This window comes from Nocardia citri (assembly GCF_054065835.1).
The window spans coordinates 1-21,426 of the sequence record NZ_JBSUQM010000001.1 but is presented as its reverse complement, the minus strand read 5'-3'; the positions used below and the strand labels follow the sequence as shown (position 1 = coordinate 21,426).

21 protein-coding genes and 1 tRNA gene are annotated in these 21,426 nt (G+C 65.7%); 12 read left to right on the top strand and 10 right to left on the bottom strand.

Annotation, left to right across the window (positions count from 1 at the left end; all coding sequences use genetic code 11):
- Positions 1–8: 8 nt before the first annotated feature.
- Together ACW2Q0_RS00110 and ACW2Q0_RS00105 are read right to left on the bottom strand one after the other, a co-directional pair.
- The gene (locus ACW2Q0_RS00110) at positions 9–800 is read right to left on the bottom strand and encodes a CPBP family intramembrane glutamic endopeptidase (protein ID WP_457184780.1); all 792 of its coding nucleotides are present in this window, start codon (positions 798–800) and stop codon (positions 9–11) included.
- 164 nt (positions 801–964) lie between these two features.
- On the bottom strand, positions 965–1,726 hold the full coding sequence (locus tag ACW2Q0_RS00105) for a DUF2470 domain-containing protein (RefSeq protein WP_457184778.1): 762 nt from the start codon (positions 1,724–1,726) through the stop codon (positions 965–967).
- Positions 1,727–1,850: 124 nt separating this feature from the next.
- Between ACW2Q0_RS00105 and ACW2Q0_RS00100 the strand changes: the two genes are divergently transcribed.
- The 3 genes from ACW2Q0_RS00100 to ACW2Q0_RS00090 are packed head-to-tail and all read left to right on the top strand — an operon-like array spanning position 1,851 to position 3,875.
- Entirely contained in the window at positions 1,851–2,291 is a 441-nt protein-coding gene (locus tag ACW2Q0_RS00100) for a hypothetical protein (protein WP_457184776.1), read from the top strand.
- Between the two features lie 10 nt (positions 2,292–2,301).
- Entirely contained in the window at positions 2,302–3,216 is a 915-nt protein-coding gene (gene pheA, locus ACW2Q0_RS00095; RefSeq protein WP_457184774.1) for a prephenate dehydratase, read from the top strand.
- Complete coding sequence (locus ACW2Q0_RS00090) at positions 3,213–3,875, top strand: histidine phosphatase family protein (protein ID WP_457184772.1); 663 nt, start codon at positions 3,213–3,215, stop codon at positions 3,873–3,875. Before pheA ends, ACW2Q0_RS00090 begins: the two co-directional genes overlap by 4 nt.
- Positions 3,876–3,909: 34 nt before the next feature.
- Here ACW2Q0_RS00090 and ACW2Q0_RS00085 read toward each other — a convergent pair whose 3' ends face one another.
- The 6 genes from ACW2Q0_RS00085 to ACW2Q0_RS00060 all read right to left on the bottom strand — a co-directional run bounded on the left by ACW2Q0_RS00085 (position 3,910) and on the right by ACW2Q0_RS00060 (position 9,689).
- A complete protein-coding gene (locus ACW2Q0_RS00085) occupies positions 3,910–4,737 on the bottom strand; it encodes an ESX secretion-associated protein EspG (protein WP_457184771.1) in 828 nt (275 codons plus the stop codon).
- Positions 4,734–5,888 (bottom strand): PPE domain-containing protein, encoded by a 1,155-nt coding sequence (locus tag ACW2Q0_RS00080; RefSeq protein WP_457184769.1) that lies wholly within the window; start codon positions 5,886–5,888, stop codon positions 4,734–4,736. The genes ACW2Q0_RS00085 and ACW2Q0_RS00080 overlap by 4 nt, the downstream gene beginning before the upstream one ends.
- A 51-nt stretch (positions 5,889–5,939) precedes the next feature.
- Positions 5,940–6,251 carry a PE family protein gene (locus tag ACW2Q0_RS00075; RefSeq protein WP_457184767.1) on the bottom strand — a complete coding sequence of 104 codons (312 nt, stop codon included), beginning with the start codon at positions 6,249–6,251 and terminating at the stop codon, positions 5,940–5,942.
- Positions 6,252–6,418: 167 nt separating this feature from the next.
- A complete protein-coding gene (locus tag ACW2Q0_RS00070; RefSeq protein WP_457184765.1) occupies positions 6,419–6,769 on the bottom strand; it encodes a metallopeptidase family protein in 351 nt (116 codons plus the stop codon).
- Positions 6,769–7,908: a septum formation family protein gene (locus tag ACW2Q0_RS00065; protein ID WP_457184763.1), complete on the bottom strand. Its 1,140-nt coding sequence runs from the start codon at positions 7,906–7,908 to the stop codon at positions 6,769–6,771. Before ACW2Q0_RS00065 ends, ACW2Q0_RS00070 begins: the two co-directional genes overlap by 1 nt.
- Before the next feature lie 89 nt (positions 7,909–7,997).
- A complete protein-coding gene (locus tag ACW2Q0_RS00060) occupies positions 7,998–9,689 on the bottom strand; it encodes an aldehyde dehydrogenase family protein (RefSeq protein ID WP_457184761.1) in 1,692 nt (563 codons plus the stop codon).
- A gap of 92 nt (positions 9,690–9,781) precedes the next feature.
- On the opposite strand from ACW2Q0_RS00060, the gene serS reads away from it, so the two are divergent.
- From serS to ACW2Q0_RS00040, 4 genes are all read left to right on the top strand, one after another.
- Entirely contained in the window at positions 9,782–11,044 is a 1,263-nt protein-coding gene (gene serS, locus ACW2Q0_RS00055; RefSeq protein ID WP_457184759.1) for a serine--tRNA ligase, read from the top strand.
- Between the two features lie 188 nt (positions 11,045–11,232).
- A complete protein-coding gene (locus ACW2Q0_RS00050; protein ID WP_457184757.1) occupies positions 11,233–13,020 on the top strand; it encodes a putative bifunctional diguanylate cyclase/phosphodiesterase in 1,788 nt (595 codons plus the stop codon).
- Positions 13,021–13,175: 155 nt separating this feature from the next.
- Positions 13,176–14,576 (top strand): MFS transporter, encoded by a 1,401-nt coding sequence (locus ACW2Q0_RS00045; RefSeq protein ID WP_457184755.1) that lies wholly within the window; start codon positions 13,176–13,178, stop codon positions 14,574–14,576.
- Between the two features lie 114 nt (positions 14,577–14,690).
- Entirely contained in the window at positions 14,691–15,647 is a 957-nt protein-coding gene (locus ACW2Q0_RS00040) for a DMT family transporter (RefSeq protein ID WP_457184753.1), read from the top strand.
- A gap of 79 nt (positions 15,648–15,726) precedes the next feature.
- Here ACW2Q0_RS00040 and ACW2Q0_RS00035 read toward each other — a convergent pair whose 3' ends face one another.
- Together ACW2Q0_RS00035 and ACW2Q0_RS00030 are read right to left on the bottom strand one after the other, a co-directional pair.
- On the bottom strand, positions 15,727–17,265 hold the full coding sequence (locus tag ACW2Q0_RS00035) for a Rieske 2Fe-2S domain-containing protein (RefSeq protein WP_457184751.1): 1,539 nt from the start codon (positions 17,263–17,265) through the stop codon (positions 15,727–15,729).
- 42 nt (positions 17,266–17,307) lie between these two features.
- Positions 17,308–18,216, bottom strand: a complete 909-nt coding sequence (locus tag ACW2Q0_RS00030; protein ID WP_457184749.1) for a hypothetical protein — start codon at positions 18,214–18,216, stop codon at positions 17,308–17,310.
- Positions 18,217–18,316: 100 nt separating this feature from the next.
- Between ACW2Q0_RS00030 and ACW2Q0_RS00025 the strand changes: the two genes are divergently transcribed.
- The 5 genes from ACW2Q0_RS00025 to ACW2Q0_RS00005 all read left to right on the top strand — a co-directional run bounded on the left by ACW2Q0_RS00025 (position 18,317) and on the right by ACW2Q0_RS00005 (position 21,289).
- Positions 18,317–19,063 carry a lysophospholipid acyltransferase family protein gene (locus tag ACW2Q0_RS00025; RefSeq protein WP_457184747.1) on the top strand — a complete coding sequence of 249 codons (747 nt, stop codon included), beginning with the start codon at positions 18,317–18,319 and terminating at the stop codon, positions 19,061–19,063.
- Positions 19,064–19,078: 15 nt separating this feature from the next.
- A complete protein-coding gene (locus ACW2Q0_RS00020; RefSeq protein WP_457184745.1) occupies positions 19,079–19,828 on the top strand; it encodes a lysophospholipid acyltransferase family protein in 750 nt (249 codons plus the stop codon).
- 207 nt (positions 19,829–20,035) lie between these two features.
- On the top strand, positions 20,036–20,395 hold the full coding sequence (locus tag ACW2Q0_RS00015; RefSeq protein ID WP_457184743.1) for a hypothetical protein: 360 nt from the start codon (positions 20,036–20,038) through the stop codon (positions 20,393–20,395).
- A gap of 47 nt (positions 20,396–20,442) precedes the next feature.
- Positions 20,443–20,518: transfer RNA gene (locus tag ACW2Q0_RS00010), tRNA-Gly, on the top strand.
- 585 nt (positions 20,519–21,103) lie between these two features.
- Positions 21,104–21,289 (top strand): hypothetical protein, encoded by a 186-nt coding sequence (locus tag ACW2Q0_RS00005; protein WP_457184741.1) that lies wholly within the window; start codon positions 21,104–21,106, stop codon positions 21,287–21,289.
- Positions 21,290–21,426 lie beyond the last annotated feature (137 nt).

Here is a 21,426-nt window from a genome sequence, read left to right as displayed (position 1 = left end):
AGCAGGCGTTACGGCAACCAGGAAACGTGACCGTGTAGCAATGTGTAACCGATATAGGCGACCGCATCGATCGTCGCATGGGCCAGCACCAGCGGCCACAATCGGTTGGTGCGCTGCCAGAATCGGCCGAAAATCACCCCCATGACCAGATTGCCGAGCCCACCGCCCAAGCCCTGATACAGGTGATAGCTCCCGCGCAGCAAGGCCGAGGCCAGCAAGGATCGATTGTCCGACCAGCCGAGCCTGCGCAGCCGGGTTGTGAGATAGGCCACTACCAGGATTTCTTCGGCCGCCGCATTCGCACACGCGGACACGATGAGTGCGGGCAATCGCCACCAGTGGTCACCGAGCGAACTCGGTACGATCGTCACACTGAGCCCCAGCGCACGCGCGGTCAAGTACAGTCCGAGACCGGGCAGTCCGATGGCCGCCGCGAGGATCAGCCCCGGCAGCACATCCGAACGCCAACGGACCCTGCCCAATCCGATCAGCCGCGGCCCGATCCCGCTGCGCCACAACAGATACAGCCCGAGTGCCGCCCACCCGACCAGTCGCAATGCACTGAGCAGCTGAAACAGCAGGTCGATGGTGGATTGCGCCGCCCGCGTCGGATTCAGCGCGACGGTCTGTCCGCCCACCCCGCCCGGCGACAGCGCGCTCTCGAGCAACGACAGCGCCGCGTTCAGCCCACTCAGCCCGAATGTCACTACCAGCACGACCAGGATTTCCAGCCGAATCCCCAGCCGCTCCCGATCGCTCAGCTCGGGCTCATCCCACCCGGAACCGGTCTCCGCACGCATGCGTCCGAATCTATTGCCCCCGATGATTCAGCGGGTGTTGTGCGTGTCGCGTCGTGCTGATCAGCGGTTCGAGGTGCCGCTGCTGCCCACATCGCCGTCGCACCGGCCCTTTGGGGCCGGCCCGCGGTGCAGGTTTCACACGGTTCGGGTACCCGCGGTCCGAATCAAATGCGGCGCAGGCCGTTGCGGAATGGGCAGCCCGCGAGGATGCGGACGGCGCGGCTGAGGGATTCGATGTCGTCGGCGGGGGAATCGAAGGGGAGGCGCAAGTCGTGGTCACCGTCGTGACCTTCGACGCGCAGGGTCATCCCGTAGCGGTCGATGGCGAGTGGGTGTACGGCGCCGGTCTGCAGACGGGGTGGGAGGTGGCGGGCGAGCTGGGCGACGATGTCGGCGTGGTCGGCGTCCATATGCCGCAGCCAGGCCGATTCCAGTGCGCAGAACGGATCCGGGTGGGCCAGTCGGAGTTCGTCGACGCGGACGGATTCGGCGCCGGTCGAGTCGGCCACCACCGCGGAGTTGATCACCACGCGTAACAGGGTCGAGCTGTGGCCGACATCGAGCAGGTCGGGATGTGGATGGTCCTCGGCGACCGCGGTGGCCAGCGCCCGCAGCGCCTGCGTCGGCACCGCCCGCACCCAGCCACGCAACCACACCAGCGCCCGCACCGGTTCCCGCAGCGGCAGCGGCGCATGATCGGTGATCTCGAGCACTGCGGGCGCACCGCTGGCCCCGGAACTTCCGGCCACTACCGCCGCCATGGACGCGGCCGGCACGGCGATCACCGCATCCCCGCACTGCCGCACGTGATGCACCGAAATCGGTGTCGGATCAATGCCCGGCATCGCTAGTATCGCCTGCTCCGCATGGGCACACGCACTCCGAACCCGCTCAGCGGTAGATGGTGCAACAGTCGGCTTCGGCATGCAGACCTCCAGTACGAATCAGGCAATTAATTAGGTAAACCTAACCTAAATTACGGGACTGGTTTTCCGCAATCGCTTCCCGCAGTTTGGGAGTCCGGGGGTCGGAGGTGGTTACGGTGGGGGCATGGCGGATGGAGTGCAGGCGGCGCATGGGGTGGCCGGTGAGCTGGTCTTGCTTTCGTTGGCAGCACCGTCGGCAGCGCGGCGGAGCTTGGCTGAGGGGCTGGTGCGAGCGGTGGAGACCGAGGCGGCGGGCGTTCGGGTGCTCGACGCGGACGTGAGCGATGCCGAAGTCGCCGATTTTCTGGTCGAGGTCGCACATTCGGAGGGCGGGTTCATCGCGCGCACGTCCGATGGGAACCGGGCGTTGGCTATCGTTGCGGGAACGGTTGCGGCGCTGTGTGGTGAGGATATTCGGGCGGCGCTGGCTCGACCCGATATCGGCTTCCTGACCTCATTGAAGCCGCCCGCGGTCGAGGCGGCGCGCAGCGTGTTGCTGGCGATCGAATCCGATGCGCCGGACGATCTGGCTGGAACTCTGAGCATCCTGCGCGCACGCAAGTAATGTCGTAACCGTGCCGCGAATCGCGTACTTCGGGCCGTCCGGAACCTTTACCGAGATGGCCCTCGCCGAACTCGAGTCCTCGCAAGCCTTCGACGGACCGGTCGAGCGGATTGCCGCGCCCAGTCAAGGTGCGGCACTCGAGCTGATCCGGTCCGGTGATGTCGAGGGAGCCGTCGTGCCGATCGAGAGTTCGATCGAGGGCTCCATTTCGGCGACCCTGGATTCGCTGGCCGTCGGTCCGCGGCTGCAGATCGTCGCCGAAACCGAGCTCGAGGTGAGCTTCGCGATCCTGGCCAGGCCGGGAACGCAGCTCGCGGATGTGCGCACCCTGGCCGCCTACCCGGTCGCCGCGGCGCAGGTGCGGCTCTGGATATCGCGCACGCTGCCGGATGTCGAGATGTTCACGTCGGCCTCGAATGCGGCTGCCGCCGAGGATGTCGTGGCTGGTCGTGGCGATGCCGCGGTCTCCACCGCGCTGGCCGGTGCCCGCCTCGGTCTGACGGCGCTGGCGTCGGGTGTCGCCGACCACGACCAGGCGATCACCCGCTTCGTGCTGGTGACCCGTCCGCGAGTCGCGCCGCAGGCAACCGGTACGGACCGCACCTCGATCGTGCTCGAGCTGCCCAACGAGCCGGGCTCGCTCATGCGCGCATTCGCCGAATTCGCTACCCGCGGTGTCGATCTCACCAGAATCGAATCCCGGCCCACCCGAACCGGTATGGGCACCTACCGTTTCTACCTCGATTGCGTCGGGCATATCGACGACACCGCGGTCGCCGAGGCACTCAAGGCACTGCACCGCACGGCGCGGATCCGTTTCCTCGGCTCCTGGCCCGCGACGTCGGCGACCGGAACCCCACCGCCCTCGGATGAACGGGCTGCCGAGTGGTTGACCCAGCTGCGTAAGGGGGTGGCCGACCTATGACCGGCAGCTTGGTACTCGTCCGCCACGGCGAGACCGAAGGCAACGTCGCCAAGATCTTGGACACCCGCCTCCCCGGCCGACCGCTCACCGAACGTGGTGCGGCCCAAGCCAAGACATTCGGCTCGAGTCTGCTGAGACCCCCCAAGGCGCTGTTCTGCTCGACCGCGCTGCGCGCCCGACAGACTGCCGGATATATCGAGGCTGCTACCGGCGTTCCGGTCGAGGTGCTCGATGGCATCCACGAAGTGCAGGTCGGCGAACTGGAAGGCCTGAACACTGAGGAAGCCCACTCGCGTTTTCAGCGGATCTACCGCGCCTGGCACGAAGGCGATCTCGCCGAACGCGTCCCCGGCGGCGAATCCGGATACGACGTGCTGGCTCGCTTCCTACCGGTTGTCGAGGATCTGCGCACCAAATACCTGGCCGACGGCAGCGAAGGCGACATCCTGCTGGTAAGCCACGGTGCCGCCATGCGCCTGGCCTCCCGCAACCTCAGCGGTGTGGCACCGCCGTTCACCACCAACAACCACCTCGACAACACCGAAACCATCGAACTCGTCCCCCGCCCCATCGGCGGCTGGGAGTGCATTCGCTGGGGCCGTTTCGCCCCACCCTTCGCCTACGAGGTATCTCCCGTCGCCGACGACCCCATGGGATGAATTCCCTTGGGGCACAGTGCGCCCCGTCCGATCCTCAGGCAAACTTCGGATTCCTCGGGAACTCTTCCCGCTCGGGCAAGGAATGGATCAGATCCTCGACGGCGGCGCGCAGCCGGGCGGGAGTACCGCTGGCCAGCGACGACCACTTGGTGCCGTCGTCGGCCACGCTCGCCGTCGAGATGAATCGCCCGTTGCGGGTGTTGAACACAGCGATGTGGTTGTCGACGATGTTGCGGGTGCCGTCCCCGTACACCACCGCGGTGATCTGCGCATGCGAATGGATTTCGACCACGGCCGAGGCGAGGGTGTGTGCGTCCTGCGCGGGTTTGCCGACCTTTGCGAGTCGTTCGGCGGTGGCAGCGGTATCGCCGATGTCCTCGAAGATCGTGGCAAGCTCGTCGGTCGGTGCGTTCATGCCATAGAGCTCGAGCGGCTGGGCCGTGCCGAGCGCCGCTATCACGGTGCCGGCCAGGTCGATTCCCACTTCGTCGATCACATAAGAGTCCTGCCCGCGGAGGACAACGACGGAAAGCTCATCGCCCTTCGCCAGACAGAAACGACTCACATATCCCTCGACGATCAGCCGCATGGCGATGATCCAGTGTGGTCGGTTCAGTACCCGCAGCCGATCCTCCAAGTCGGGCTGAACCGCGTCGTCGATCAGCAGGTCCCGCTTTTCGAGCGACCCGGCCGCGGTGGCCATGGCCTTCTGATGTGCGGGCACGCTGTCGAAGCGGGCGTATGCGTTCAGCACAACCGGAAGGTCATCGAGGTCCAGCTTCTCTCGGAGAAACTGGACCTCGTCGAGCGACAGGACAACCGCCTCGAGTGCGGACGGCCCACTGGTGCCGAGGACGGTCACCCAACCGTCCCGGCGTTGGCGCCGATCACGCCGTCGGCGGCGAAGCGGCCATCGGTGAAGTGATCGGACCGCAGGTCCACCTTGCTGTCGTGCGCGTCCTCATCGTCCTCGTCGCTACGGGCCTGGTTCCCCATCAGCGGGTTGCCCGCGCTGTTGCTGACGGACCGAGCCGGCGTGGCGTCGACAGATGCGACTGTCTCGGGTGCCGCTGTCGCGGTGTTGCCGCCGATCACGCTGCCCGCACCCCAGCCTTCCGGCAATTTGAGCTGGACGCCACCCGCATTGGCCGAGGTGCCGGAGAACGAGACCGCACGGGTCGCGGCCGCACCGCCCGCCGCGGCCATCGCGCCCCCCATCGCCATCGGGGCCATGGTGGACATCGACATCGGCGCGCTGGCCGCCGTGGCGACCGCGTTGCTCGCCACACTGCCGACCGTTGACACACCGGTGCTGACCACCGACCCGACTGCCTGCGCGGCCTGCGTGGCGGCACTGACCACACCCGGGTTGGATACGAATGCCTGCACGGCGGCGACCGCCGTCGAGATCGGGTCGGTGGGCGCTTCGAACGCGGCATCGGCGGTCCCGCTCGGACTGGCCTGGCCCGCGCCCGCGGCGATCGGCGGCGGCATCATGAACTCGGCGGGTGTGGCTACCATCGCCGAGGTCGCCGCCTCATAGGTCTCCATCACCAGTGCCGCGCGGAGATCCATGGCATTCCTGGCGATTTCGGCGGCCTCATAGGCGCCGCTGATGGCGCCGGCCGGGTTCGTCGAAGCGACCAGCGCGGCATTGACGGCCGCGATTTCGGGCGGACTCGGCATCGCGAGTGCGGCAACGCCGTAAGCGATGGCGTTCGCCGCGGCCTTTCCGCCCATCGCTGCGGCCTGCACGCCCTGCTGTTCGGACCAGCCGAGGAATCCGGTCAGCTTGCCGAGCGCGGCGATACCGTTGACACCCTGCATACCGACGCCCAGTTCGGCCATGACGCGTGCAACGGTGGTCGTCGCGTCTACCCAGGCGGCGGTGAGTCCGCCCCAAGCGGTAGCGGCGGCCGAGATCGGGACCGCGTGTGCGCCCGCATGAAGTGTGGCCGAGTTGATTTCGGATGGCCGGGCGATCCACACGACCCCGGTGACTCCTGCAACCATGTTTGTAACTCCCCTGAATGTCTGAATGGTGGTTGAGGACAGCCGTGCGGGCTAGACCTGAATGGCGTTGACTCCAGCGGCGCGCACGACATCGCCGGCGATGTGCTGAGCCAGCTGCATTCGCAGCGTGTTGGCAGCATGGTGTAGTTCGAGAATGCCCTGGGCGATGGCGTGATCGTGGCTCACCGCGCCTTGGTTGAAGTGGCTGGCGGCCACGAGCGAAACCTCTTCGGCACCGGACGGAATCACGTGCGTCGCAGGCGCGGTGATCATGGACGCCGCGGACAGCCGCTCGGCGACCAGATCGAGTTCGGCCGCGGCGGCGAGAATGGCCTCGGGCGAAATCAGTACATGTCCAACCATGACTCGACTCCTTCTAGTGGCTGTGGGGCGGAACCACGAGAATTCCCCCTTCGAGTGATAGGACGCGACAGCAACCCGATCGGTTCCATCGAATCCCCAAGTTCCTTCCGATCTTCCATGCTGGTTTCGCGCTCGTCGAGCCGAGCTCGAATACAGCGTGGATAAGACTAGCCCCATCCCAACTCATGCAACCGGTCTTCGTCAATGCCGAAATAGTGTGCAATCTCATGGATCACAGTGATCGCGACCTCCTCGACGACCTCGTGCTCATCACCGCAGATGTCGAGAATCGCCTCGCGATAGATGGTTACGGTGTCGGGTAGTGAACCGCCGTAGTGACTGTCGCGTTCGGTCAGCGCGATTCCGTGATACAGCCCGAGCAGATGTGGATCCTCCGGATTGCGCGCTTCGATCAGCACGACCACATTGTCGATGGCGCGGGCCAACTCCGGCGGAATGAGATCGAGCGCATCGCCGACCAGCTCCTCGAACCGGTCCGCGGACATGGTCACCGACATCAGCGCGGTTGCGGCTGTGGTGGCAGCGGCGCGGCGCCGGGCAGCGGGGCGGGAGTCGAGCGTCCGGAGTTCGGCGGCGGCACCGGAGCCTGGCCGTTGATCAGGATGTCGCCCTTCGCCGATCCGGTGATCGGCGCGAAACCCTCACGGTCGGTGCCCTTTCCGATCATGCAGTCCAATTTGTGGCTGCCCGCCAGCCAGCTGCGCGCGTCGAGGTAGTCGAAGAACAGCGTCAGTGTCTTATTGCGCACCGCGTCGGGTGAGCCGAGGTAGTCGTTGGCCGCCCGCCCGCATTCGTCCTCCATGAACTTGTCCTGGTCTTCTTTGGCGGGCGGGCCGCCGGAGAAGTGCTGGCCGAGGTCGACGGTGGAGACGATCTCGACGGCGTGCGCCTGCGCGCAATCCACCGGATCGGTCGGCAGATTCTGATTGATGCCGAGGCAGGTGCCCGGATCGAAGACCTTCGACTGATCGTGTTCGGCGGCGGCGCCGCTGGTCGGCAGCGGGATGCCGGTACTGCCGGAGAACTGGAGTCCGCAGCGCAGTGTGCGGTCGCCGTGTTTCCACCCGTCCGGGCTCGGGTACATCAGGCCGACCACATAGCGGCCGCGCGGATCGAACTTGCCGTTCAGATACTGCTCGACAGCGGGGGTGCAGTCCTCCTCTTTGAGTTCGGTCAGTCGCAGCGAGTCCGGAAAGCGTGAGCCGGGACCGAATTCCACACCGGGATATTTGGCCATATCGACATCGGCCGCGACTTCGAACAGATGTTTGTTGGAGCAGGCGACCTTCACCAGATCGCTGCGGTCCTGCTTGCTCCAGCTGAGGCAATCGCCCTTGGCCGCGGTGCCGAACTCCTTGTCCAAGGCGGTCAGGCCGGGCGAACCGGGATTGTGTGCCTCCAGCCGCTTGTCATTGTCGTAGCCAGTGATGAACAAGCTGACCAACGAGATGATGACGGCGCCGGCCGCCGCGGCGAGCAGCACCCAGCGCAGCTTCGGCGCGGACAGGTGCAGTGTGCCGTCGGCCACGACGTCGCGGTCGATGATCACCGATTGTGGGAACGATTCCGTGCGCGACGACTCGCCCGAGGGCGGCTCGGATCCGTGCGGGTCCTTGGTCACATCATCAGCAGACATCGCGGTCCATCATGTCAGCGTCTGATCGCTGGTGCCACGACCTGGCCGAATCGATCCGAAGCGCCCCGGTCGGACCTATGCGCGGTGCGTCATCCGCGCAACGCGGACAGGAACAGGCCGGGCAGGCGCGCCGGATTGGCGGTCGCGTAGAACTCGGTCAGCTTGCGTCCGGTCGCAGCCGCGGTCGCGTTGTCGACGAACCACGGCGGCTTCGGCGACAGCGCCAGCTCGCCGCGCAGCAGTGACCGAGGCGACGGCCGGAACGGTCCGCGCACCACCGTGCGCTCCACATTGTCGAGCAGGAAGGCGTTGTGCACCACGCCGATTCCGCTCTGCACATCATCGAGTGTGTGGCCGGGGTACGCGCCCCAGGACGCCCGCGGAGCCAGGAAGGCCAGTGCGGTCCAGGCGTTCACCGCGATGGCGCCGTAGCGCAGCCGCTCGACGGCGCGGTCGAAGGCGATGCCGAGACCTTTGATGGTGTTCGGATCCGCGATCACATTGACACCGAGCGTCCCGATCACCTCGTCGTTCGCGAAATCGACCGCGCGCTGCAGGAATTCACCGCCGGAATGCGGCAGTTCGACCACGCCGAGCACCGGCGAGAAGTATTCGGTGCGCAGCAGCGGCGTTTCGGTCGACGGCAGGTTTTCGACGAGCACACGTTCGTGATCCGGTCCGAGCCGCTCGGCATCCGGATAGGAGGCCAACGCCGCGGCGACCCGATCGTCGCTGCCCGGATAGTACGCCCGGCGCCGCGGCGCGCGTTCGATCGCGGCACGAAGCTCGGCGAGGAACCGCTCCTTCTGCGGCCACTGCGCGCTCACCACCACCGCCTGGGTGGCGACGCAGTTGTAGCCGCCATTGTGCAGCCGTTGGGTCGCGACATGTTCGGCCTGGAAGCGCAGGTCGGCGTCGTCCCATTCGCCGGGCACCACGATGGCCGGCGAGACGCCGCCGAGTTCGCTGGTAATCGGCTTGTCCAGCAGCGGGCGGCCGGTGGCCTTGCCGTCCGGTCCCCAGACGATCGCGTCATGGGTTCGCATACTGCCGGTCATGTGCACATGGGCGATGTCGCGGTGGTGTGCCAGATATCCGCCTGTTTCGGCCCCGCCGGTCAGAATCCGCAGCACGCCGAGCTCGATCAGCGGCGCGAAGACCATCTCGTACACGGTGAACAGCGGGTCGGTGATCGGATTCAGCTTGAGTGCCACCACGCGGTTGTGGGCGTAGAGCTCGTAGAGCACGTCCAGTGGGGGAATGGAGGTGATATTGCCGGCGCCCAGGACCGCGCCGACGCCGCCGGTCGCGGTGGGATCGAGTTGTGCGAGTCCGGCGCGTCGGCGTGCGGTATCGGCGTCGATGCCGGGACGCAGCCACACCTGGCCGTGAAAACCACTGAGCAGCAGGCGGTCGTAGAAATCGAAGGGCAGAATCGGCACCGCGACCCGCTCGCCCGGTGCGTCGGTGAGTTCGATCCCGTCGAGCGGACTGCGCCCCTGCTCCAGTGCCGAGAGCGTGGCCGATAGCGCGGCAGTGGCCTGCAGCAGTGTCATCGGACCCGACATCCACTCCTCACCGACCAGCGGCGAGTCCGGATCCAGGCCCTTGATGGTGCGCGCGGCCCGCACCCATTGGTGGGAGAAGCGGCCGGTACGGGTATGGATATCGTCGAGAAGTTCGCGCCGCCGCCGCAGCGGGGTATGAGCCCAGGTTTTCTCGCCCGCGACCAGATCGGCTACTGCGTTATCAATAGCGGTTTCGTCGAAAGTTGTGCCCACAAGCCAACTATGCGCGCGTATCCCCTGGGACGGTCCGCATCCTGGGATATCGGCGTGAAACCGCAATATCGCGACCATTAGGCTGGTCACCCATGATCGACCTCCGATTCCTGCGGGACAACCCCGACGCGGTGCGCGCCTCGCAGCGCGCCCGTGGCGAAGACCCCGCCCTCGTCGACGCCCTGCTCGAGGCGGATGCGGCACGCCGTGCGGCGGTGGCCACCGCCGATAACCTCCGTGCCGAACACAAGGCGATGGGCAAGCTGATCGGCAAGGCGACGCCGGAGGAACGGTCCGTCCTGCTGGAACAGGCGCAGGAGATGTCGGCGAAGGTCAAGGAGGCCGAGGTCGCGCAGCACGCCGCGGACGCCGATATGGACGCCGCGCACCGCGCCATCTCGAATGTGGTCCAGGAGGGTGCCCCCGCGGGCGGCGAGGACGACTACGTCGTGCTCGAGACCATCGGCACGCCACGAGAATTCGACTTCGAGCCCAAGGACCACGTAGAGCTCGGCGAATCGCTCGGTCTTTTCGATATGGAACGCGGTGCGAAGGTTTCGGGCGCGCGCTTCTATTTCATGACCGGTTACGGTGCGCTGCTGCAGCTCGGCCTGTTGCAACTCGCCGCGCAGAAGGCGGTGGCCAATGGGTTCACCATGATGATTCCGCCGGTGTTGGTGCGTCCGGAGATCATGGCCGGTACCGGATTCCTCGGCCAGCACAGCGCCGAGGTCTACCACCTCGAGGAGGACGAGCTGTACCTGGTCGGCACCTCGGAGGTGCCGTTGGCGGGCTACCACTCGGACGAGATCCTGGACCTGAGCGCCGGTCCGAAGCGCTATGCGGGCTGGTCGTCGTGTTTCCGGCGGGAGGCGGGCAGCTACGGCAAGGACACCCGCGGCATCATCCGGGTGCACCAATTCGACAAGGTCGAAATGTTCGTGTTCACCACGCCGGATGAGGCTGCGGCCGAGCACAAGCGCCTGCTCGCCTGGGAACAGGACATGCTCGCCGCTGTCGAGGTGCCTTATCGCATCATTGATGTCGCGGCCGGTGATCTGGGCAGTTCGGCCGCGCGCAAATTCGACTGCGAAGCCTGGGTGCCCACTCAGCAGACCTACCGCGAGCTCACCTCGACCTCGAACTGCACCACCTTCCAGGCCCGCCGCCTCGCCGTGCGCTATCGCGACGAGAATGGAAAGGCGCAGATCGCGGCCACATTGAACGGTACGCTCGCGACCACCCGTTGGATTGTGGCGATTCTGGAGAATCATCAGCAGGCCGACGGCTCGGTGCGGGTGCCGGCAGCGCTGGTACCGTTCGTCGGCGCCGAGGTGCTGACACCGCCGCGGTAAACTACCGAAATCGCCCGTCCCACATTGCTTACAGGTAAATAGCTAGGGGTTCGCCATGCCGGATTCACGGGATGTGGCAACTATCGGTAATTGTTATGTCTAGGCTATTGCCCGTGCGAGGAATCGGGTCTCGCGGCGATACCCGAACGCGGGTGCGGGCCGCGTCTGCGTTGGCAACGGCGATGGTCATGTCCCGGACCACCGGTGCCTTCTATGTCATGGGGGGCGCGCTCGGCCTGCTGATCACGGGAATCGCCCCGGGCAGCGAAGGTAATCGAGCGCTGGTGGGTACCGCCGCCGCGGTGGCGCTGTTGCTCGGACTCAGCCTGCTCGGCTGGGGTCCGCGGCTGCCGCACGGGATTCACCATGGCTATGTCGCTATCGCGACGGTATTGGTAACGATCGCGGTATACGCGTTCCCGAATACTGTCGGCGCGATCAGTCTTGCCGCCTTCTATGTATTCGTGGCTTGTGATGCCGCATTGTTCTTCGCCTGGCCGCAGGCATTCGCGCACATAGCCTTCGCGATGGCCATGTGCCTGTGGGTGATGCCGACGCGGCCGATTCATCCCACCCTGCCGTGGTGGTCCGGTTTGATTCCGGCGGGAGTGACCTTCGGTGTCGGCGTCGTGGTCGGCATCCTGACCCGCATGGCCTCCGAGGCCGATATCGATGTGCTCACCGGCCTGCTCAACCGGCGCGGTTTCGACCGGGCGTTGAACGGCGCGATCGAAACCGCCACCCGCACCGGTCAGGGGCTCGCTTTGGTGCTCGTCGACCTCGACCGTTTCCAGAAGATCAACGATCACCTCGGCCATCGCGCCGGCGATGCGGTGCTGCAGCGGGTCGCCGATACCTGGTCGAAATTGGTCGCGCCCGATCAGCGACTGGCGCGCTACGGTGGTGACGCCTTCGCGCTGCTATTGCCGAATACCACCGAGCAAGCGGCGATTCTGCTGACCGAGCAGTTGCGGGCCTCGGTCACCACCGGATGTTCGGCTGGTGTCACCTCATGGCAGCCGGGTGAGTCGGGTTCGCTGCTGGTGAGTAGGGCCGACGTCGGTCTGTACCGGGCCAAGCAGGCCGGGCGCAACCGGACGGTGCTGGAATCGTCGCGGCAGTTGCCGCTGGCGGTCGAATTGCGGGAGGCGATCGACTGTGGCGCGCTCGATGTGCACTACCAGCCGATCGTCAGCCTGACCGAGGGCGGCGGTCGGGCGGTCGGTGTCGAGGCGCTGCTGCGCTGGTCGTCGAGTGCGCAGCCGGATGTCACCACTGAGGGGCTGATCCGAGTCGCCGAGGAATATGACCTCATCGCCGATCTGGACGAGCTGGTATTGCGCCGGGCGTGCGCCGACGCCGCCAGGTTGCAGGAGACCTTCGCACAACTCGACCTGACGCTGAACGTGAATGTCAGCGGCCTGGAACTGGCCGAAACCGGTTATGCGGACCGTGTCGCCGATATCCTGGCCAGCACCGGCTGGCCCGCCGACCAACTGGTGCTCGAGGTGACCGAAAGTGAGTTGGCGGCCGAATCCCAAACGGCCATCGCCAATCTGCACATCCTGCGCGAGCGCGGCGTGCGCATCGCGATCGACGACTTCGGCACCGGCTACTCGTCGCTGAGCCGCCTGGCCACTCTGCCCAGCGATATTCTCAAGGTCGACCAGTCCTTCGTCGCCGCGATCCGATCGGACTCGCCCGCGCCGCCACTGCTCGGCGTGATCGCTGCCCTGAGCAGTGCACTGGACCTGCAGGTGATCGCCGAGGGCGTAGAGACCGAATACCAGGCCGCGGTGCTGACCGAACTCGGATTCGCACTGGCACAGGGCTACCACTACAGCGATTCGCATCCGGTTTCGGATCTGATCACCGATCTGAACGAGCATCAGGGGCGGGTCGGCCCTGGGGTCAGTGATCGGGAACTCGGTGATGGTGACCTGCATACCGCCAACGGATGGTTGCCGCTCGGCTGAGCACCCCGTGCGGGCTGGTTCGGCGTCCGGAAAATCGCTTGACTTGCTCGGGGGCAGGTCGCCAGGCTGAGGGTATGCGTTTGATTATCTACGGCTGTTGAGCCGATAGGTCACTGACCGGCGGGATCGGGTTGCGCGCGCTTACGGTGCGGGCGGTGCTCTTCAAGGGCATCGGTGATCTGATTCCGCTGTATGCGCTGTACGCGGTGTTGTTCGCCGATCATGGGTTGAACACCGGCCAGATTTCGTCGCTGCTGGCTATATGGTCGGCGACCGCGTTCCTGCTCGAGGTGCCATCAGGTGTCTGGGCCGATACGGCGTCACGGCGTGGGCTGCTCGTAATGAGCGGTGTCCTGCTGACCGCCGGTTTCGCGTGCTGGACTGTGCTGCCAACCTATCTGGGCTTCGCCGTCGGCTTCGTGCTGTGGGGTACCTCGGGGGCGCTGGTATCGGGGACGTTCGAGGCATTGCTCTACGACGAACTCGTCGCCCGGAACGAGCAGCGGGCGTATCCGCGCATCATCGGATATGCCAGGGCGGCATCGGAAGCCGCGATCGTGATCGCCATTCTCGGTGCGACGCCGTTGTACATCTGGGGCGGCTATCCCTTGCTCGGCTGGTGCAGTGTGGGGTTCGCGGCGTTGCACACCCTGGTCGGTCTGACGTTGCCGAGTGCGCCGAAGGCGGTGTCCGCGGCGGTGGTCGAGGATCTGGATGATTCGGCCGAGTCCGAGATATCGCGAGCAGCGGTTGCCCTGGCAGGGGAGTCAGTCGGTGCGGTGGCGCGGGAGTCGAGCGGGTCCGGGCTGGTGGATGGTGACATCGGACCCCCAGGACCGCATGTGCGTCGCGTCGCGGACAGTGCAAGCGGGGCGCTGAGCACTGCCGATATGTCTGCGTCGATATCGGCACAATCGCGGCCGTTCGCGACGTATCTGAACATGCTGCGAACCGGTGTCGATGAGGCGATTCGAGTGCGTTCCGTGCGCAATGGGGTGGTGCTGGGGGCATTGCTGTTCGGGGTTACCGCATTCGACGAGTACTTTGCATTACTCGCCGCGGAGGTCGGGGTGGCGACGGCGGTGGTGCCGGTGCTGGTCGGCATCACGGTGGTCGGTTCGCTGGTGGGTTCGGTATCGGCCGGGCGCACCGAGGCGATGTCGGCGCGCACCATGGCGACCGCGGTGGGGCTGGGTGGTGTGCTGTTCATCGGGGGTGCGGTGGTTGCCGGACTCGCCGTCCGCTGGCCAGGTGCGGTGTATGTGCTTGCGGGCGTGGGTTTTACGGCGATCGGCGCGTCATACGGCATCGTCTACAACGCGAGCGTTGTGGCGGGGGCTCGGTTGCAGGACGCGATCGCAGGTCCGGCGCGTGCGACGGTCACCTCGGTGTCCGGACTCGCCTCGGAGGTTATCGCACTGGCGGTATTCGGTTTCGCCGCAATCGCCACGTCGTGGTTGTCGATGTCGACGACGGTCGCGCTGCTCGGCGCGTCCATGCTTGCGATCGCCCTGCTGATTCCGTCCTCGCTACCGCGCCGGAGGTCCGATTCGTAGTATCTGTTCGCGCAACACCGCGGCCGATGTGCGCCACCATCGCCCGTTCGTCATCGGCGCGGCGCGGTGTGTTGTGGCTCGGTCGGGGCGTTGCGGGGGCGGTACGGTGCGGGGATGGTGGCGCGGGCGAAGGTGGGGTTGGCCTTCGGGTTCTGCATCGGGGTCGGGGTTGCGGTGCAGGGCCGCATCAATGGGGCGTTGGGGGCGCGGTTGCAGGACGGGATCGCGGCCGCCTGTATCAGTTTCGGCCTCGGTCTGGTGGTGTTGGTGATCGCATTCGCGGTCAGTCGGCGGTTGCGCGACGGGCTGGTCCGGGTGCGGCGGGCGGTGGCCACCGGTGAGCTGCGGCCGGTGCAGTTGTTCGGTGGGCTCTGTGGTGCGTTCTTCGTTGCGTGCCAGGGACTTACCGTTGCGGCGATCGGCATCACGGCTTTCACTGTCGCCACTGTCGGCGGCCAACTGCTGAGCAGCCTGGTGGTGGACCGGTTCGGGTTGGCACCGCACGGCCGCACCCCGGTCACGGTTTCGCGCGTCGGCGGTGCGGCGCTGGCCTTGGTCGCGGTGGTCCTCGCCGCGACAGGACGGTCTGATGCGCCGGTCGGTTCCGCGGCGGTGCCGGAGTGGCTGCGTACCGGACCCACCGCTGTGCTGATCCTGTTGCCCGCGCTGGCCGGAATCGGATTGGCCTGGCAGCAGGCGGTCAACGGTCGCGTCGGCGCGGTCGGCGGCCCGTTCTCGGCCACCCTGGTGAACTTCGCCATCGGCACCGCGGCCCTGTTCGCGATCGAGGCAGGCATCCTGATCGGCACCGGCTGGCCGACCGAATTCCCCAGCGAGCCCTGGCTCTATGCAGGTGGACTCATCGGCGTCGCCTTCATCGCCCTGGCGGCCATCACCGTTCGCTGGATCGGCGTCCTACTCCTGGGCCTGACCTCGGTAGCCGGCCAACTCCTCGCCTCGATCACCCTCGATCTGCTCACCCCAACTGGCGCCGGACTCTCCCCAATCGCCGTAATCGGCTGCGCCCTCACCTTCCTCGCCGTCGTCGTCGCGACCCGCTCGCGAACCTGATTCAGCGACACTTCAGTTCCGACAGGGCCCAAATTTCCAAACCAACCGACAGTCGGTCCAATGCCTCCGGGGAGTGGTTTCAGACGAGCTTGCGCGAGCGCAGCTCATGCCCCTTGGAGGTTTTGCATCGCCCAGATTCCAGATCCCACTGCCATCCGTGCAAATTGCAGGTCAGGGTATTTCCTTCGATCACGCCGAATTTCGACAGATCCGCCTTCAGATGGGGGCAGCGACGCTGGACCTCCCAGCCGGCCAACTCCGCTGAGGCGGAATCGTCGTGCGCCTCGGCGAACCAACCGTCCGCGTAGGCGATCCGCTCATCGGTGAGGCATTTGAAGAAGGTGTACAGGAATTCGTTGTAGCCGCCGATGCGCCAGGCCTGGAATCGAGTGGACAAGAAGATGGTATTCACCCAGTCCGGCTCATCGTCGCGCAGCACGGTTCGCACCAGCTCCGGCGCGATCCGGAAACCGTAGCGATACCTGCCCTCGCCCTCGATCGGCTCGCGCACCACGCGCTCGGGGAAGTCCAGCACCACGGTTTCGTCACCGATGACCAACCCGACCGGATAGCCGATCCCGTCGCAGATCAGATCGCTCTGCTTCATGATCGGCTCGAACAGCGCCCGCAGCGGTTCCAGCAGCGGCTCGTCACCCGTTGCCCACGAAGCCTTTTCGGCCGCCAGCACCGGCGCGAGACGCTGCGCCATCAGCTCGATGTATTCGGCCTTGTTGTCATAGATCAGGCTCGGCTCGAACGGATGGGTCAGCGACAGCTCTGCACCGCGCACATCGGCCACCGAACCCGGAATCATGAGGATGCCGCCCTCGTTGCCGTGGATTTTCATCTGTTCCAGGAACACCATCTGGTCCGGGAAGATATTGCCCTCGTCGCCGCGATCATCGTTGAGGTAGCGCAATTCGTCGTCGAGGAATACCGGCGGACCGGCCGAGGGAACCACCCAGGTGGCGCCGACCTGCTCGATATAGCTGCGCGCCCGATCCATTCCCCGCTGACGCTTCTGCTTGCCGAAATTCGACTTGGTCCGCGCTGGAATGTCGTAGACCATCGGATACCAGATCGCGCCCGAGTACTGCAGCAGGTGGATATCGATGTGCCCGAACGCTTCGTGCAGCACATCCATATCCACCGGACGGGCATCGTTCATGTTGAAACAGGTGGTCTGGCCGTCGGAGACGACCAGTCCGGAGTCGCCGATCGGACCGTCGGCGGGTGCGCGCAGCGCGATGATCATGATGTCGATCTCGCCGCGCGGTCCACGCACCCGGTGCTTGACCGAATCCTCGGTCTCGAGGAACTTATGGAAGCCGAGTTTCTCCAGTTCCCGCCTCAGATCCGGCACCGGGTAGTCCGGCAGCAGCACGGTCGCGTCCTTGTTGACGTGCTCGGCCAGCGTCGCCGCGTCGAAGTGGTCGCGGTGCAGGTGCGAGACATACAGGAAATCGCAATTGCCCAGCTCGTCCCAGTCCAACTGGGTGTTGTCCGGAAACGGGAACCACGAACCGAAGTACGCGGGATTGACCCAGGGATCACAAAGGATCGTTCCGGCCGCGGCGCGGATGTGGAATCCGGCGTGTCCGACGCTGGTGATCTGCACGAGCTGCTCCTCCTGACCGTTACCAGCCATCCAGGGTAGTGGTTAGGCGGAAATGTCGCCGATGCAGTAGCCCTCGGCGCCCTCGGTGAGGGTGAAGGTGCGCGTCTGCGTAGCACCTGAAGAGTTCGTGACCGGAACCTGGACTGTGACGTAGCTCGCGCGCAGCCGCTCCGAGTCGATCTCCTGATCGGTGAATTTCGTGATTCCGGTCAGCTTGCCCGAGTTGTCGGCCAGTGGCGGAGCTGTCGGACTGCCGGTTCCGTTGGGATCCCAGTTCGCTGGGCTCGCCTTACAGATCAGCGGGTATGTGGCCTCTTTGTCCGAGGGATCGAGCGGGGTGCCGAGCAAACGTGCCAGGTAGCGCCGCACGGTATGCCTGGCATCGGCCTCGTTGGGTCCGGCCTCGGCACCATCCTGCGCCACCCACGGGCACACGATCTGGGACGAATTCTTCGTGGCTGCCATCACTTCGCTTCGATCGAAGGTGACGCTCGTGCCCGCGTTCTGCCAGCTGACGGTGTTCTGCGTGGTGGTCGCCGGCTGTGCGAGGGCATTGAGGATCGCCTTCTGCCCGGCGGCCATATCGGCCACATTGCCCGGCGCCAACATCCAGCATTTGGACCGCAATTCGGCGGGCGTCGAGCCCGCCAGGACGGCGCCGAAGCGGGCCGCGACATCCGCCGCGCCGGACAGGCCGGGAACCTCACCGACCGGCGCCGCGAACGCCTGCGCCAAAACCTTTCCGGTTGTGGTCGGCATCACGGCGGACTGTGTGGTGGTCGGCCCCGATGTTTGTTCGGGCTCATCGCCGGGAATGCCGGATACGGAATCGCAGCCGGTGAGCAGGACGGCGCCGGTCAGCAGACCACCCAAGATGGCCAGCCCTCTCCGGTGGCGTTCGCGCGGGTCCTTCCAGTCGCGTTCACGCGGTATCGGGCGGGCGCGTTCCACTTCGGGGGTCCTCTTTCGTAGACGTTGAGCGACGGGTCAGACGCGCGCAGTCGCAGCGGCTCTGCCGGATGGGACAGTCAGCGACTACGCTAGCGGAATTGTGGAACCCGTCTACCGGACGATAATCGGGCTCGCCCGTACCGTCTTCTTCGTCGAAGGTTTGAAGTTCAGCGTCAAGGGCGCTGAACATATTCCGGCGCGCGGTGGTGCCGTCCTCGTGGTGAACCACACCGGGTACATGGACTTCACCTACGCAGGACTGCCGGTGCGCACCCGCAAGCGGTACATCCGCTTCATGGCCAAGAAGGAGGTGTTCGACAACAACATCTCCGGCCCGATCATGCGGGCGCTCAAGCATATTCCGGTGGATCGGTCCGCGGGGGCCGAGTCGTATCTGGCGGCGGTCGAATACCTCCGCAAGGGTGAGTTGGTGGGCGTCTATCCGGAGGCGACGATCAGCCGCAGCTTCGAGATCAAGGAATTCAAATCCGGCGCCGCGCGCATGGCGATCGAAGCGGATGTGCCGATCATCCCGATCGTCATCTGGGGCGCCCAGCGTGTGTGGACCAAGGGCTTTCCGAAGCGTCTGGGCCGCACCAATACTCCGATCTCCATTGCCGTCGGCACACCGATCCAGCCCTATGAGCCCGCCGCCGATCTCACCGCCCAACTTCGCAGCACCATGCAGGCCATGCTGCTGGATTTGCAGCAGGACTATGTGCACGAACCCGGGGTGTATTGGGTACCGGCACGTTTGGGCGGCAGTGCGCCTACCCTCGAACAGGCAAATGCCATGGATGCGGCCGAGGCCGAGGAGAAGGCGGCGCGCCGGACGGCAAAGCATTAGCTGTAGGGGAAAGCTATGTCGCGGGAGCCGGTCTACGACATTCTCACCGGTCTGGTTCGGACGATGTTCGCGGTGCAGGGCTTGCGCGTCGATATCGTCGGCCAAGACCGGATCTTGCGCGCCGGTGGTGCCGTACTAGCCGTCAATCACACCGCCTACCTGGACTTCATGGAGGTCGGGCTGGTCGGGCGTAATGCCCGGCGCAATGTCCGCTTCATGATGAAGGCCGAATTAGAACACGGCATCGTCGGCTTTCTGATGAAGCACTGCAAGGCAATCGGCGTCGATCGCGAGGCCGGAGCGGCCTCATATCGACGCGCTGTCGAGGCATTGCGAGACGGCGAACTTGTCGTGGTCTATCCGGAAGCGACGATCAGCCGCAGCTTCGAACTCAAGGAATTCAAGTCCGGCGCGGCCCGCATGGCGATCGACGCGGATGTGCCGATCATTCCCATTGTCATCTGGGGCGCGCATCGCATCTGGACCAAGGGTTTCCCGAAACAGCTCGGGCGCCATCGTTTTCCGATCAATATTCGCATCGGCGATCCGATCCCGCCCGCCGAACCGACCGACAACCTGACCGCCGAAATCCGTACCCGGATGAGCGAATTACTCGAACAGGCGCAAACCGGCTATCCGATGCCCGAAGGCACGCCATGGGTTCCGGCTCGGCTCGGCGGCACCGCGCCGACACTTGCCGAGGCCGCAGTGCTCGAGCGGGAAGAGATGGCGCGCCGTCGTGCACAACGGCGGCGAGCCAACTGAATCGAAGCGGGCGGCACCCGCGGCAGGCCCTTCTCATGATCGTAATCACCGGTTCCACGAGCACCATCGGCAGTGAAATCGTCCGTCAGCTGGCCGCACGTGGTGTGCGGGTACGCGCGGTGACGCGGATTCCGCAGCCGCGGGTGCCCGCCGGGGTCGAGCGTCTTCGATCCACGCGACGTCGCCGCAGTCACCGCCGAGGCATTGGTGACACCCCGCACCGGCCGCGCGCTGCTCACCTGCACAGACCAGCTCACCACTCTGGCAACGGTCCTCGGCCATCCGCTCGACATGGTCGACGTGCCGGAAGACGTTGCGCGCGAACACACGATCTCATCAGGCATGTCCCTGGAATTCGCCGACGGCGCGCTGGTGGACCAGACCTACATCCGTACCGGAGGCAACGCCGTACGCACCGTCGCCGTCCGCCAAGTCCTCGGCCGCGCATCCCACAGCTACGCCGAATGGGGCGCCCCATGCCTCCGCCTCCACCACCCCCACAGCCCAGAGCGCCCCCGATCACCGCGGCGAATGTCCGATTTTCATTTACGCGTAGTGACGGACTAAAGTTCTGGACGCACAACGTTGCGGCCCCGGACCACAACGAAGCGTATGCGGATGTAGCGCAGCTGGTAGCGCATCACCTTGCCAAGGTGAGGGTCGCGGGTTCGAATCCCGTCATCCGCTCCACGAAAACGCCAGGTCAGTAGTGTGAGCACCCTGGTGTAGACGTGTATGTCACCACTTGTCTCACCACGTCACCACTGGTGGTCTCAACGGCTTCTCAGGGCAACTATCGGCTCTGGAGGCTTCATGCTCACACCCCGCCCGCGACCCCGCCGCATGGGTCGATCGCCTGGGGGGTTCCGTTTCACTTCTACGACGAGACCGGGCGTCGGCGCTCGACCTCGGAGACCTTCGACGATTTCGAGGCTGCGGTGGGTTGGTGTGAGCTGGCCGAGGTGGTCGGGGTCGCCGAGGCACGCCGGATCCGGGAGATCCAGCTCGGTGCCGGCGTGCGGTATACGACGCTGGTCGAGTGGTTGCGCGAGTACACCGCGCGGTTGACCGGTATCGAGGAACGCACCCGGGCCGGCTACCTCCGCTACATCGGTGTCGATATCGAGCTGTTCTTCGGCTCGTCGCTGCCGATCACCGCGTGCAACCCAGGATCTCGACGCCGCCTGGATCGTGCACCTCGAGTAGGACAAGGGCAACGGCGCGAAAACCATTCACAACAAACACGGATTCCTCTCCGCGGGTTTGAATGCGGCGGTGGCCGAACGCCCGTCGCCGTTGATCCCCTACAACCCGTGCCTGGGTATCCGGCTGCCCCGCCATGACGCGCCGGAGCTCGACATCTTCGACAACGACGAATGGGAGTTGTTCGAGCAGTTGATGCCGCCGCGGTGGCGCCCGCACGCCGAGTTCAACCTGGTCTCGATGGCCCGGCCGTGCTGAAAGCCGTCGACACCCGCACCGCAGCCACCGACACCTCGACGGGTGCCAGTTCCTTTGGACAACGGCGGAACATGCGAGGCCGCCGTCCCGGCCAGCGCCAGACCGCGCGCGCCACGCAGATACTGCGACAACCCCGA

Coding starts and splice junctions, on each gene's coding strand:
- ACW2Q0_RS00110 (WP_457184780.1), bottom strand. CDS start 800: ATGCGTGCGGAGACCGGTTCCGGGTGGGATGAGCCCGAGCTGAGCGAT.
- ACW2Q0_RS00105 (WP_457184778.1), bottom strand. CDS start 1,726: ATGCCGAAGCCGACTGTTGCACCATCTACCGCTGAGCGGGTTCGGAGT.
- ACW2Q0_RS00050 (WP_457184757.1), top strand. CDS start 11,233: ATGTCCCGGACCACCGGTGCCTTCTATGTCATGGGGGGCGCGCTCGGC.
- ACW2Q0_RS00020 (WP_457184745.1), top strand. CDS start 19,079: ATGTCGCGGGAGCCGGTCTACGACATTCTCACCGGTCTGGTTCGGACG.
- ACW2Q0_RS00080 (WP_457184769.1), bottom strand. CDS start 5,888: ATGGTTGCAGGAGTCACCGGGGTCGTGTGGATCGCCCGGCCATCCGAA.
- ACW2Q0_RS00070 (WP_457184765.1), bottom strand. CDS start 6,769: ATGTCGGTGACCATGTCCGCGGACCGGTTCGAGGAGCTGGTCGGCGAT.
- ACW2Q0_RS00075 (WP_457184767.1), bottom strand. CDS start 6,251: ATGGTTGGACATGTACTGATTTCGCCCGAGGCCATTCTCGCCGCCGCG.
- serS (WP_457184759.1), top strand. CDS start 9,782: ATGATCGACCTCCGATTCCTGCGGGACAACCCCGACGCGGTGCGCGCC.
- ACW2Q0_RS00090 (WP_457184772.1), top strand. CDS start 3,213: ATGACCGGCAGCTTGGTACTCGTCCGCCACGGCGAGACCGAAGGCAAC.
- ACW2Q0_RS00040 (WP_457184753.1), top strand. CDS start 14,691: ATGGTGGCGCGGGCGAAGGTGGGGTTGGCCTTCGGGTTCTGCATCGGG.
- ACW2Q0_RS00100 (WP_457184776.1), top strand. CDS start 1,851: ATGGCGGATGGAGTGCAGGCGGCGCATGGGGTGGCCGGTGAGCTGGTC.
- ACW2Q0_RS00065 (WP_457184763.1), bottom strand. CDS start 7,908: ATGTCTGCTGATGATGTGACCAAGGACCCGCACGGATCCGAGCCGCCC.